Origin of the sequence: Paenibacillus sp. FSL H8-0168 (assembly GCF_038592955.1) — a bacterium.
Classification (GTDB): domain Bacteria; phylum Bacillota; class Bacilli; order Paenibacillales; family Paenibacillaceae; genus Paenibacillus; species Paenibacillus polymyxa_B.
This window is the reverse complement of sequence record NZ_CP151948.1, coordinates 4,251,331-4,264,828: the sequence shown is the minus strand read 5'-3', so window position 1 is coordinate 4,264,828 and position 13,498 is coordinate 4,251,331. Positions and strand designations below refer to the sequence as shown.

General features: G+C 46.3%; 12 protein-coding genes. 11 read left to right on the top strand and 1 reads right to left on the bottom strand.

Annotated elements, in window-relative coordinates:
• Nucleotides 1-129 precede the first annotated feature (129 nt).
• From MHI21_RS18800 to MHI21_RS18780, 5 genes are all read left to right on the top strand, one after another.
• A complete protein-coding gene (locus MHI21_RS18800) occupies nt 130-378 on the top strand; it encodes a hypothetical protein (protein WP_039272912.1) in 249 nt (82 codons plus the stop codon).
• Between the two features lie 45 nt (nt 379-423).
• The gene (locus MHI21_RS18795; RefSeq protein WP_341163413.1) at nt 424-2,085 is read left to right on the top strand and encodes a sensor histidine kinase; all 1,662 of its coding nucleotides are present in this window, start codon (nt 424-426) and stop codon (nt 2,083-2,085) included.
• A complete protein-coding gene (locus tag MHI21_RS18790; RefSeq protein WP_013311480.1) occupies nt 2,082-2,846 on the top strand; it encodes a LytTR family DNA-binding domain-containing protein in 765 nt (254 codons plus the stop codon). Before MHI21_RS18795 ends, MHI21_RS18790 begins: the two co-directional genes overlap by 4 nt.
• 190 nt (nt 2,847-3,036) lie before the next feature.
• Nucleotides 3,037-4,290 carry an OFA family MFS transporter gene (locus MHI21_RS18785; protein ID WP_023989863.1) on the top strand — a complete coding sequence of 418 codons (1,254 nt, stop codon included), beginning with the start codon at nt 3,037-3,039 and terminating at the stop codon, nt 4,288-4,290.
• A gap of 177 nt (nt 4,291-4,467) precedes the next feature.
• Entirely contained in the window at nt 4,468-5,379 is a 912-nt protein-coding gene (locus MHI21_RS18780) for a serine/threonine-protein kinase (protein WP_342418730.1), read from the top strand.
• 44 nt (nt 5,380-5,423) lie between these two features.
• Here MHI21_RS18780 and MHI21_RS18775 read toward each other — a convergent pair whose 3' ends face one another.
• Entirely contained in the window at nt 5,424-7,511 is a 2,088-nt protein-coding gene (locus MHI21_RS18775; protein ID WP_342418729.1) for a vWA domain-containing protein, read from the bottom strand.
• 638 nt (nt 7,512-8,149) lie between these two features.
• On the opposite strand from MHI21_RS18775, the gene MHI21_RS18770 reads away from it, so the two are divergent.
• The 6 genes from MHI21_RS18770 (at nt 8,150) to MHI21_RS18745 (ending at nt 13,485) form a co-directional block, all read left to right on the top strand.
• Entirely contained in the window at nt 8,150-10,318 is a 2,169-nt protein-coding gene (locus tag MHI21_RS18770) for a hypothetical protein (protein ID WP_023989860.1), read from the top strand.
• A 119-nt stretch (nt 10,319-10,437) separates the two neighbouring features.
• Nucleotides 10,438-10,863: a hypothetical protein gene (locus tag MHI21_RS18765; RefSeq protein WP_025685506.1), complete on the top strand. Its 426-nt coding sequence runs from the start codon at nt 10,438-10,440 to the stop codon at nt 10,861-10,863.
• 130 nt (nt 10,864-10,993) lie between these two features.
• Complete coding sequence (locus MHI21_RS18760; RefSeq protein WP_342418728.1) at nt 10,994-11,443, top strand: DnaJ domain-containing protein; 450 nt, start codon at nt 10,994-10,996, stop codon at nt 11,441-11,443.
• 32 nt (nt 11,444-11,475) lie between these two features.
• The gene (locus MHI21_RS18755) at nt 11,476-12,024 is read left to right on the top strand and encodes an FHA domain-containing protein (protein WP_023989858.1); all 549 of its coding nucleotides are present in this window, start codon (nt 11,476-11,478) and stop codon (nt 12,022-12,024) included.
• A gap of 67 nt (nt 12,025-12,091) precedes the next feature.
• Nucleotides 12,092-12,619 (top strand): FHA domain-containing protein, encoded by a 528-nt coding sequence (locus tag MHI21_RS18750; protein WP_069290165.1) that lies wholly within the window; start codon nt 12,092-12,094, stop codon nt 12,617-12,619.
• Nucleotides 12,620-12,654: 35 nt separating this feature from the next.
• Entirely contained in the window at nt 12,655-13,485 is an 831-nt protein-coding gene (locus tag MHI21_RS18745) for a protein phosphatase 2C domain-containing protein (protein ID WP_342418727.1), read from the top strand.
• Nucleotides 13,486-13,498: the final 13 nt, after the last annotated feature.

The window sequence follows — 13,498 nt, the reverse complement described above, 5'->3', positions numbered from 1 at the left end:
CTCCGGTTTTTTACTGCGTTTGAAGAAGGGAAATGAAGAGGGGATTTCTAGAAGCTATAATTAGATGGAAGTTGATGGTATAATTTGTGGCAGTTTAAATGCTTTGTAATTAAGGGGGAATAAATTCTTATGGAGCTTAAATATTTGTTGATCGGCGTGTTGAGTCTATTGGGTAGCGGAGTGATTTATACGATGGAGCGCTTTATATCGGTCATTCAATGGGCTGCGAATTCCGTACCTGTTAAATTAAATAGTTCGGGCATCTCTATGTCAGAACCTGATATGCCGAGTTTTGTTGACAATATATTTGTTATTATTTTATTCGTATGTGGCTTGATGATACTTGGGTATGGTGTGTATGAACGACGTACACGATAACACAACCTATGTAGGCATATCCGTTTTTATTTGGGAGGAACGCAGGTGAACGCCTTGTTGGAAATGCTGATGCAGCTATTTGAGCGCGCAGCGTTGTTACTGATTTGTTTGTTTTTTATTACACGTATCCCACGATTTAAGGAAACCTTGCAAAAGAACAGTCACTCCCCGGCAGAGCTAACCTTACTAACGTTGATTTTTTGCATGTTTGCACTGTTCGGTACGTACACCGGGATTGAAGTCGAAGGTTCGCTGGTTAACGTTCGAATCATTGCAATTATGGCGGGCGGTATTTTGTTTGGACCATGGGTTGGGATCGTTACAGGTATTGTATCAGGGATCCATCGTTATCTAATTGATATCGGGGGAGTGACCTCGATTCCGTGTCTGATTACAAGTATTCTGGCAGGTGTGGTGTCAGGATATATCGGCCGCCAAGTCAACCGTTCCAAGAGATGGCTGGTCGGTATCGCCGCAGGTATGGTCTGTGAAGCGTTGACGATGCTGCTCATTCTGGTGATGGCACAACCCCATGGCCTTGGTGTGGACATCGTTTCCAAGATCGGTCTACCCATGATTATCGGAGAAGTCAGTATCGGTTTAATCGTTCTGTTGATCCAGAGTGTGGAGGGGGAAAAGGAGAATATCGCGGCCAGACAGGCCAAGCTGGCACTGGATATTGCCAATAAGACGTTGCCTTATTTTCGCTCCATTAATGCGGAATCCTTGCATACCATTTGTTCGATCATAAAAGAAGATATCAAGGCAGACGCGGTAGCGATTACCGATACCAGAGATGTGCTGGCCTATGTCGGTTTTGGCGAAGAGCGTTATCACATCGGAGATGAGATTATTAGCGATGTGACTAAATCGACGATCCGCAGCGGTAAAATCACGATTCGCAACCATATTGCAGACGATAAAACACCCCAAATCCAGTCTCTGCTCATTATCCCGTTAGAGGAGCGGGGAGAGGTAACTGGCACCTTGAAGATTTACTATCGCAAAGCTTATAAAATCACGTATCCGTTGCAGACGATGGCGATTGGCTTGTCTCAAATCATTTCCACGTTAATGGAAGTGTCGCGTGTGGAGCAAATTAAGGAAGCGGCGAATAAAGCCGAGCTAAAGGCGCTCCAAACGAAAATTAATCCCCATTTTCTGTTTAACGCGCTGAACGCCATTGCCTCTACGACACGCACCAAGCCGGATAAGGCACGAGAGCTGATCATTAATTTATCGGGCTACCTGCGCTATAATTTGGAACTGAATGATGATTTGATCGAAATTCATAAAGAGCTTCAGCAGGTGTCTGATTACGTGGAAATTGAGAAAGCACGCTTCGGCAACCGGCTTCAGGTAGAATATGTAATGGATGAGGTGTCTGTGCGTATTCCAAGTCTTATTATCCAGCCCTTGGTTGAGAATGCGATTAATCACGGAATCCTCAAGAAAAAGGGGTCAGGTACAGTAACTATTTCTGTAAAGGATCGTGGAGAAAAGGTGCGTATTTCTGTGGCAGATACCGGGGTAGGTATACGCGATGATGTTGTGGATAACCTCTATCATGATCGGGTTCCGGCTAAACAGATCGGCTTGTACAATGTGCACAGACGGCTCAAGCTTATGTACGGCGAGGGAGTTATTATTCTAAAGCATGAGCCGGGCACCGAAGTTTATTTTGACATACCAAAGGAGAAGTCATGAAGGCCATAATTGTAGAAGACGAGCTTCCGGCACGTGAAGAGCTGGAGTATCTTATTCAGACTCATAGCAACATTGAGGTGACTGATAGTTTCGAGGATGGGCTAGATGTGTTTCGGTTTCTGCAAGATCAGGAGACGGACGCGATCTTTCTGGACATTAACATTCCTTCATTGGACGGGATGCTACTGGCACAGAACATTAGCAAATTTGCTAAAAAGCCCTATATTATTTTTACGACCGCCTATAAAGAACATGCGGCGCAGGCTTTTGAACTGGAGGCGTTCGACTACATCCTCAAACCATATGATGAAAAAAGGATCGCATCTATGCTGCGTAAGCTGGAAAATGCTTATGAGCAGCAGAACGTTCCAATACAGGAGCCTGTCCAGACGGCGCAACCCCGAGCTGCCGAGGCCAGCACCGTTGCTGCGCCAGGTCGTATTAATCTGCTGAAAAATGACAAAATCATCGTGACGGATGCGAACGATATTTACTATGCGTGTGCGCAGGAAAAGGTGACCCGTGTCTTTACAAGGCACGAAGAATATACGATGCCCATGAGCATTTCGGAATTTCATGCCCGGCTGCCGCAGCAGGACTTTTTCCGCTGTCACCGATCGTACACGGTGAATCTGTCGCAGATCCGTGAAATTGTACCTTGGTTTAATCATACGTATCTCTTGCGTTTGCGTGGACTAGAAGCTGAAATTCCGGTAAGCCGTAGTAAAGCCAAGGAATTCCGGCAAATTATGCGACTTTAAAGGCATTTCATTCCGCTATATGTGCATTTCATTCCTCAAACGATTTCTGGCTAACATGCAGGGTTATAATAATCGATGTAGAGAGAATCCTTACAGACTTGCTCCTCCACAGGCGCAAAGCGTACTGGATTCCCGGTTATCATGATAACAAACTGACGCTGTAGAGCCGGAATGAAAAGAGGAGATTGAAATGAAAACAAACAGCGGAAATCGTTGGCTTGTCGTGCTTGGAACGATAATTGTCCAGATGGGATTAGGAACCATTTACACATGGAGTTTATTTAATCAACCGTTGGTGGACCGCTTTGGCTGGAATCTCAGTTCGGTTGCCATTACATTTTCAATTACCAGTTTTGCACTGGCGTTTGCTACATTATTCGCAGGCAAACTACAGGATAAATGGGGACTACGTCGTTTGATTTTGTGTGCAGGTGTCGTGTTAGGAGCAGGGCTCATGCTCAGTTCGCAGGTAACATCGCTGTCCCTGCTTTACATTTTGGCGGGTATTGTCGTAGGTTTTGCGGATGGAACGGCATATATTACATCACTGTCGAATCTGATTAAGTGGTTTCCTGAGAAAAAAGGACTTATTTCCGGTATTTCGGTTGGGGCATATGGAACAGGCAGTCTTATATTCAAGTATATTAATGGTTCGTTGATTCAGTCCGTTGGAGTATCACAAGCGTTTTTATATTGGGGAATGATCGTGCTGATTATGATTGTGGGTGGTTCTTTCCTGGTAAGAGAAGCTGTAGTCGTGAACAAGCCTTCGGTACAAAATGGGGTTGTACAGCGAGATTACACCGTCAAAGAAATGCTGCGCACCAAGCAGGCATATCTGTTGTTCGTAATGTTCTTTACCGCTTGTATGAGTGGTCTCTACCTGATTGGGGTAGTCAAAGATATCGGCGTACGGATGGCCGGCCTAGATGTAGCAACAGCTGCTAATGCGGTCGCTATGGTCGCAATTTTCAACACGGCGGGCCGGATCATACTGGGTGCACTATCGGATAAAGTAGGTCGTCTGAAAGTAGTAGCGGGTGCGTTGCTGACAACGGCGGTCGCAGTCACAGTGCTGAGTCTGGTACCGCTGAATTATGGTTTATTCTTTGCCTGTGTAGCAGGAATTGCTTTTTGCTTCGGCGGCAACATTACAGTCTTTCCTGCCATTGTAGCTGATTTCTTCGGTCTGAAAAATCAAAGCAAAAACTATGGTATTGTGTATCAAGGCTTTGGCCTCGGTGCGCTGGCGGGGTCATTTATTGCAGCCTTGCTCGGTGGATTCATCCCGACCTTTACCACGATTGCTGTGCTGTGTGTCGTATCGTTCCTAATTGCCCTCACCATTCGCACTCCAGAACAAGGCAAAGGCAAACTGCGCAGTGAACGGAAGAAAAATACGAACAGTGTGCGCAGCATGAAGCCTGGAACGAAACTGGGTTAAACGATTTGAGAAAAAAGAACCAGATGAATGCCAAAAGACCTGTCATCATTTCTCTAAGGGAGATTATGGCAGGTTATTTGTTTTTCCAATAATCTATTTTACGGTATAATAAAAAGATGTGTAATAAGCCGATATATACAAAAGACATAAGCTAAGAACCTGACAGGAGGACGAGTCATGATCGTGGATACAAGCGGGAATCTGCTTGCCCGTAATACGAAGCTGCGAAATACATATCAAATTCGAAGCGCCTTGTCCCGCAGTGAGCTGGCCATCGTGTATACGGCAAGGCTGTTGGATAACCGAGAAAAGGTCATTGTGAAGGAATTTTTTCCGAATGCCCTGGCTTTGCGAGGGATGGATCGAAAAACGGTCACTTGCGGTGCTTCTATGCAATCCAAATACGTGGAGTTTATGCATTATTTTTTGCGTGAAGGGCAAATGTTGAAGGAGTTAAGTCATCCGGGAATTGTCGGTTATATAGATCACTTTGAGGAAAATGGAACTGCCTATCTGGTCATGGAATACTGTGCAGGCAAGACATTGGATCGAATGATGAAAGAAGAAGCTGTGCCAACATCTGATCCCACTTTTTTGTACCACACGGTGCTACCTTTAATTGATGCCATGGAGTATATTCACGACAAAGGAATTATTCACCGGGATATTAAGCCGGGCAACATTATGATTGGGGAAAATGGCAACATCAAGCTGATTGATTTTGGTTCGGCTGTGCATTTTGAAGGCAAAGAGCATCCGATCTTTACCACGGCGGGCTATTCTCCGCTGGAATTTTACTCTAATCGTTCGCAGCAGGGACCTGTGTCGGATATCTATAGTTTGGCCGCCACGCTGTATTATTGCCGAAAAGGAACACCTCCGCCAGATGTGCCGGGCCGATTGTTTACAGATCATTCCGAGCGGATTCAGATTGAAAATGCAGGACTTTCTCTGCTGCCGTATGTCATTCGGCGTGGTCTGGAGGTACAGGCTAACAAGCGTTGTCGCTCACTTCGATGGTTTAAAGCCGCACTACGTGCGGAATATTGGATAAAAAAAGGGAAGCGCCCTACTCTTACGGTTCATTAATCGTAAGAGACGGTGCTTCTCTTTTTTTTACGTTGTGACGGACATTATCCTGTCGGAGCTTGGATATGGTCGGTGTACACTGAAGTATTCGGTTTAATCGCTTTGTATCGCAGCTCGATTTCAGTGACACCATCCTCGAATGTAATGTACAGCTTGTCGCTGTACTCCATGACCGCTTTTTTGTTACGGGCTAATCTGACCTTTCCATGCTGTAAGGCACAGCGTGTATCATGTTTTACGATTAGGCTCCCTTTTTTACCTGCGGAAAATACGATCCGTTCCGCTTCTGGCAACGGTTCGTGAACGTCAAGCGTACGGAACAATTCCTGCAAGCTGACCTTACGGCCCGGAAAGGAGGTGAGCGGCCAAGATTTTACCGGAATCTCCTGTCCACTTGCTGTAGCGAGAAAATATCCTTCAATTCTTCCGGCAAACTGCGGTTTCGGCCGCAAGAACCAATACAGAAGAGCAGCTACTACGACACTGATGGCTACCGTCCATTTAATGGCTGTATATCGGGATTGTACGGAAACGGTTAGTGTAGCGCTGCTGGATGCTCCTTCCGGATCGGTAGCGGTAATCTTCAGCTGAGAGTCACCTGTGTGGAGCTCGGATAGCAGCAGATCATTACCGTTAATCTCAGCATGGATCGTATCCCCAGAGGCTTCTGAATCCAGCTTATAGTTCAGCTTGTCATGATTCGGGTCAACAATAAAATCTGATAAACTTCGACGGGAATCACCGTCTTCCTTTACCAGGTGAATCGTCAGGTCTTTTAAGACCTGTGGTGCTGCATTGGCCGCGTGAACCTTATGTACAATTCCCTTACGGTACCATTGCGGACTATCCAGAGATAGCTGCCATGTATAATCCCCGGTTTGAGGGAACGCATATTCGGTATGAAAGGCTCCTGACTTATAGGTCATAGGCACCTTTTTGGCTGTGCCCCCCTTGGGAGTAACTACAATATGGGCTTGGAGAGACGTATATACGGCTTCATCTGTAAGCTTTTGATTGTCCGGCAACAGAAGCTGAGCTTGAAACGGTGTCGCTTGACCTTTCAGCAACTGCACAGGCTTGTCGCCATCAGTTGCCGTTGCTTGCTTTGCTCCCATGGTAGCTTCGGCTTCCAGTCGATAGCTGCCAAGTAAATTGATTTTCACCAAATCCCCGCGTATGCCCCGTAGCTTCAACTTCACTTTACCTGCCTGTGGATGCTCGATTTTTAAAATCGCATAGCGGCTCGACTTGTATCTGCGGACATTTTCTGAATTGGAATATAGCTGTGTTTCCAGAAGGGGATGCTCCGACAAAAGCACCAAATTGGCTTCCTCCATACTAGAATCAGGTAGAGTTACAGTTAATTCTTGCATCTCGCCAGTAGTCGTAATTGCAGCAATTGGGACGAGCTTGGAACGAATTTGACTGGCGAAAATACGGTTCAGAATTTCCGGCAGATCCTCAGCACTACTCGTAATAAAAGAAGCTCCACCCGTTTGAGAAGCGATCCGTTCGAGTTCTTGTCGATTCACTGTGCCATCATGGTTCAGACCAATTGTGTACACCGGATATCCCTTGGTCTGTGCAGATTTGATGACAGAGGACACATCGTTATTGGAGTCACCTTTGGATCGGGAACCAGAGGAGGCACCAAAATCAGTCTCTCCATCAGACAACAGAATCATAAAAGGCTGACGCCCTTGGGATGCTCCTGCCGCTAGCAGCTCTGAGCCTTTGCGCAGCCCAAGTCCCAAATCCGTATAACCGGAACGGTTTAGCGTTCTGATTTCCTGTTGGATCTGGGATTTTTGCGCTGCCACGGCAATCGAAGTCAGTGGTTTCGAGGCGACCACATGGTGATTGTAGGCAACGAATCCGACGCGCGTACGGTCTGCATCACTCAAATCCATAAACATATTGATGACTTCGGCCGCAATGCCTTCAGGATCGGTATCCCTCATGGAATAACTGGTATCCAGTACAAAAACGGCATCGTAACCCTCGATCGGGACAGCACCTAAAGATGCTGCATTAGCCTGATTTACAGTGCAAATGACCCCGTTTAGGCTCATTTGTAAAAATAGTACAAAAGTCATGAAAACGATAATCCCTAGTTTCCTTATTCTGAACATAAGCTCCTCCATCGCCGAGGCCAACGTGGGGGGATCAGCTCTCCTAATCCTTGGGATATAAGGGATAAAGGATCAAAATAGCTGATAACCCTCACATTAGCCATGAATTTGATTCTTTTACGCTTATCAGAAATATCCAATGGACTTCTATCGGTAATTGAGTTCCATTTGTGAATATTTCCCTGAAGAAACAGGTCTAACATATCATGAAAATTACGTATTCACGCATAAAATGAGTCAAAATGCCCTGTTTCAATCTGAGACTACAGAAATTGACAAAACTGAAGGGTGCTTTGTATGATAGCTCTCGTATCAACGGCAAAAATTGGGATTGAAGTTAGGAATACGAAATCATAAATTTAAAATTTCTGTGTTATCTGACTTTTCATTTTGGAAATACATCTCATTTGCATGCTTTGCCGTTAAAAGCCGAATAACGCTTCGGACCGATTTTCGAGGTTACATGCCTGTACCTTAAATGTGGTATAAGCTCAATCCTTTGACGAATTTAAATGTTAAGTAGGGGGGGGGAGGCAAAAGAACTAAAAATGAGTTTCGTCCGTTTCAAATTGGACATCCCATGTCCGTATATGGAGCAATGGACCTATAACTCATACTTTGTTCATTTGCCGACAGCGATGGAAATCATTTATCAAACCAACCGGACAATGCTTTTTGAAGAGATTAACCCGGAAAAGCTGGACCTGATCACCATTGTAGGTGATGTGAAGGGTATTGACAGCTTGAGCGATGAGAAGATCAAGGAAATTAATCAGCACCTTCTGGTGCGCAGCTTTGACGAATTTTTGGATAAGTTTTCACCGACCGTGTATTCGTTTTTTAACGCGGCCAATCAAAAAGTCGTCTACACCCTTAAAAAGCCAGAGGGAATTGATGAGGATAGTATTTCTGAAATTCGTGTAAATCAAAGTAATGATTTTCTGAAAATGTTGTTTACGCTCATTGATACCAAGCGCAGTCAAGGAATCACCAATGTAGATTTCAAATTTGAAAATCTGCTGGATATGATTTCACCGAAAAAGGTTATGGATGATATTCGTCAAGTCCGCAAAGAGATTCACTATATGTACGGTGAATACGACAAGCTGGATGATGGCGATCCGAAGAAACTCGACATGGGTGACAAGCTGAATGGAATGTTCGAGGAAGCGAGTCAGAACTATAACAACGTTATGGCTATGCTCCCACTGGCAATTGAGGACATCAAAACCCGCCTTCTGCTCGGTGGCGCCCAAGAGGAAAACTCCGGTGAGCTGATCCAGGTGGGTATGCTCTCCATTGGGGAAAGCGGCGAACTGAAAATTATTGAAGCGCCGAAGAGCGACAGTACTGAGCTGATGCTGTTGGATGAGAACAGCACTGGCGATCTCTCCCAAGTATTCGAAGAAGATTATAACTCCATCACAGATACGCCTTCTGACTATGTGAAGGATTTAGTGGTTCGCACATTTGTGCCACTGCCAGCTGTTCAGACGAAGGTGGATACAGCGGTTGAAGTTCAAAACTACAACACGTATCTGGAGTTCTATAAAAATGCCAAGGACGATTTCGTAAAGGCGGTTAAGCCGCTTGTGGAAAAAATCCTCGGTGTCAAAATGTTCTTCGATCAATATGCAACGAAGAGCAAAGGTATGCTGCCGACAATGCTGGTGGCGAACAACAAGCTGGACATGCTGGTGAAAAGCAGCAATATCCCGCGCCTGGAAACGTACCTGAACACTGTGAATGCTAAGAATGAATTCAGCGACACGATCTGGTTCGGTATCGTTCCATCCGTTGAGCTGGAAGCAGCCGGTAAGGTAAAGGTTTCACGTGAACGCTTCAAGGGTAACGAGAAGGTCGTTAAGCAGGGCGGAAATTCTATGGAATCGCTCTCGATGCTGCTGCAAGTCGTGAAGGATTACAAAATTCAAATGTTCTTTAACTTTGAATCCGGTGAAGAAACGACTTTCAACAGTATGGCGACAGCAGGCATCGATAAATATGTCGATAAATGCGCCAGTCTCGTTCGCAGAGAATATAGCGAATTTGCCATTCCTTGTGTACCGAACTTTACGATTATTCCGAAGGACAAATCGGGTGTCATTATCGACAGCAAAATGCTACAGACCGAAGATGGTGTACAGCTCTCTAAGGAGAAAGAGGATATTCTCAAGCTGTGGATCGAGGGCGTTTATGTGGGTGCAGCCTATGTTGCCGCCGGCTTGGTCGCTTCCTATCAGTGTCCTGAATACCTGCGTGAGACGTTCAAAACGGTCAATAAGAACTTCCCTGGCGTACGCTTCGACATTGAAGCGGGAGACAACAGTCTGCGCACGGTGACGACGATGGCCAAGGAAATCACCGGATTCACCAACACGATCAAGGATGCCATCAACCGTAAAAACTTCGGCTTTGTATTCTCGTCGGAGAATGCTCAGATCCAGGATAAGGATATCCGCCGGATTACCGTCTACAAGGCGAGAAGCATGGCGATGTCCGAGGACGGCTTTGACTCCATCTACAAGACGCTGGTCAGCACGTACATTGAACGTATTTTGCGCTACCAGACAGGGGACTTCAAACACGAAAATATCGTCCGCTTCTTCAGTAACAATCCGAGCAGTCAGAAGAGCAAGTGGCTGAGCAGCAGAGGATCTGTTAACTCGATCATTCAGGACGGAGACGATATGAGCTTCATTATTGATGAGAAAAGCAATATGTGCCATATCGATCTGGTCTTCAACGGTAATGTGAAGAACCTGGAAGTCATGATCACTAAGGGAACCAGCTCGGTCAAATCATGATCCGAGCACTACGAAAGATGTTAGAGGCGTTTCTATCCAGAACCGCCTTTATACATAAATCGCGGAGAAGCTCTGCATCTCCCGCCATCATATTACCTAATTTCAAGGAGGCAACACACATGGGATTCAGATTGAAAGTAGAAGGACAAGAAACAATCGAGCTGGGCTTGGATAACATCCAAACGGTTATTTATGACACCGATACACCGGACGATTCCAATGCACGTTCCACTGACGTAGGCTCCACGCTGCGCATCAGCGGTAAAATCATCACAGCAGTAGACGGTGACAGCGCGGATGACACGCTGAAACTGGCTTTGTGGTCTCTGGTTCCTGCTGAAAAAGCAGACAGCTACCGTAAAGTAACACTGGAAGTTATCGCAGCTGATCAAGTTGTGCGTAAAATCCACTTCCCGAATGCTTTCGTTGTAGACTACACCGAGCACTTCGGCGACACAGAAGGTGTAGGTGCATTTACACTCTACATCAAACAAAAGAAAGACAAAACCGAGTTGGCTACAATCGACGGCGGATATCCGGTTTAAGCTTAACGTCTTCACGTTAAGTGCAGCTTAAACACACACTCATCCGGCACACAAGTGCAGGGTGGATAAATATTAAGAGGCCTACGGGTCTCTTAATATTTATTTTTTTCGGAGAGGGGAACATCACACAATGACCAACTACTATGAGCTGCTCGGTGTCAGCCGGGATGCTTCGGAGGCAGAGATTAAGCAGGCTTACCGTAAACTGGCCAAAAAGTATCATCCTGATACCAACCAGGGAAGCGAGGAAGCAACGCGCAAGTTCAAGCTGATTCACGAGGCTTACAATACCTTGCGTGACGAAGCATTGCGGCAGGCATACGATGCCGAGCTCATCCGAAAAACTGAGGGAGCTGGCGGGGAACAGCAAGAGAGAGGGAGAGGGGCTGCATCCTCCGGCAGTGCACGTACGGCAGCCAAAGGTTTCAATCCGGCTGATATAGGAACTGATTTTGAGCAATTTTTTGGTTTTCATCCGAAAACGAAGGAGGGCTCACCAGGGAAAAAAACGAAAAAACCCGGTGATCCGACGGATACCTCAGCGATGTTTAACCAATTTTTCGGTATTCGTAAAAAGTGATGATTTCAGGATAGAAATGGGGGAAGCAAGCAGTGAAAACGGCGCAGAACAGATGGGTTTTCATCATAGATGTTGCCATGTTCGGGCTGATGCTGGCGATCGCCTTTTATGTGTTTAATCGTACAGGCTACAGCGGTTTGAAAACCGTGGTCGCGATAGGTATTGGAATCGGCGTGCTTGTATACATATTGCGCAATCTGGTGTCCGTTGTACCCGTGGCCAAGCCAAAGGCGCAACGTCAGCGGATTGCCAAGCTGGTGTTGATTGATGAAGAGGGCGAGTCCATTAAAGAATGGTATATCGAAGGCGAAACGTCGCTCTTAATTGGTAAAACAACGTCGCGTTCGGAGGCGGATATTGATTTGGTAGGTACAGATTATGCCTCCCTGGTAAGTGTGGAGCATGCGGTACTCAACCGGGTGAACAGCGACTGGTTTGTGGAGGATGTGGATTCCGGTAATGGTACAGGCTTGCGGTCTGCCAACGAAAGTGTAACCAAGAAGTTGGAAAGCGGTGAGCCATACCGGATTTACTCAGGTGATTTATTATATATTGCCAATACGAGACTGCTCGTTAAATAGATGAGGATGCTGCAAAATCCTCAGATCGCTGAAAAGACAATCATGACAATGGGGGAAGGAACCGACTATGAGTTTGACAAGATGCCCGAACGGACACATGTTCAGTACACGAAAGCACGGAAATACGTGTCCTTATTGCAACACGGTAGTAAATGTAGCTGCACCCAAGAGCGCAGAGCCAGTGGCGAAAACAAACGTCGCAGGAGATAACGACAAAACAATGCCGTATTTGGGCGAGACGGTGGGCATTCATCCGGTAACCGGATGGCTGGTATGCATCGAAGGAGCACAGGTGGGTCAGGATTATCGCATTATGGCGGAGAAAAACTTTATCGGGCGCGCAGAGGAAATGCATGTCCGCATTATCGGGGACAACACGATTTCCCGTAGAAATCATGCGGTCATTGTGTATGATCCGAAGAAACGTAACTTTTACTTGCTGCCAGGCGATTCATCAGGTTTGGCGTACCACAATAACGAGGCGGTATATTCACCAGCAGAGCTGGCTGCCTATGACGTGATTCAGCTGGGACACAGCAAATTTATCTTTATCCCGCTGTGTGGCGCCCATTTTGAGTGGGATAACGAAAACTAGGACGGAATTGGGCAATGGTGCAGGGAGGTAACGATATGCAGCCTTATTTTGTTGTAAGTGGAGCTGCGGTACTATTCGCTGTTCTGCTCATGATCCGTATACGACTGACGCGAAGTTCCGGCAGCCGTACCGTGAGTGGAATTGAGATCGGAAATGGTCAAACGATCGGGAGCCGGAGCGAGCAGGATGATTATTTTTCCAGTATGACGACACCTGTCGGTACGCTGGCTGTTGTCGCAGACGGTATTAGTGGGCTGGCCAATGGGCGTATGTCCAGTACCTTGGCTGTGACGACTTTTACGAAGGCGTTTGCCAAGCTGGAAGATGCAACGAATTTGAATGGATATTTTGCAGAGGCGGCAACTCAAAGCAATCGCGGCATTTTGCAAAATTTGAACGGACAGGGCGGAGGAACGACGCTGGCTGCGGTCATTGTGTGCGGCTATCAGCTGTATTACGGAGCGGTGGGCGACAGCTTGATTACGATTTACCGCAATGGTCATTTCCAAACAGTCAATTCCAAGCATACAGCAGAAACACTACTGGAGGAACGAGTGCTTGCTGGACAAATGACCTCGGAGGAAGCCAAAACGAGTCCAGTGCGCAATCAACTGGTCAACTACTTGGGCTATGAGGGCTTTGAGAGCATGGAAATGGGTAATGCACCGATTCGTTTGTATTCAGGCGATCATGTGCTGCTGTGCAGCGATGGCATTCAGGAGGCGCTGACGGAGATTGAATTGGAAGAGATTATGCGCAAGGGTGGAACACCGCAGGAAACAGCGGATGCCATGATCGACGCCATTAATGATAAAGGCTTTAAAAGTCAGGATAATGCGACAGTACTTATTTTGGCGATAGGATGAAACAAGAAAGACG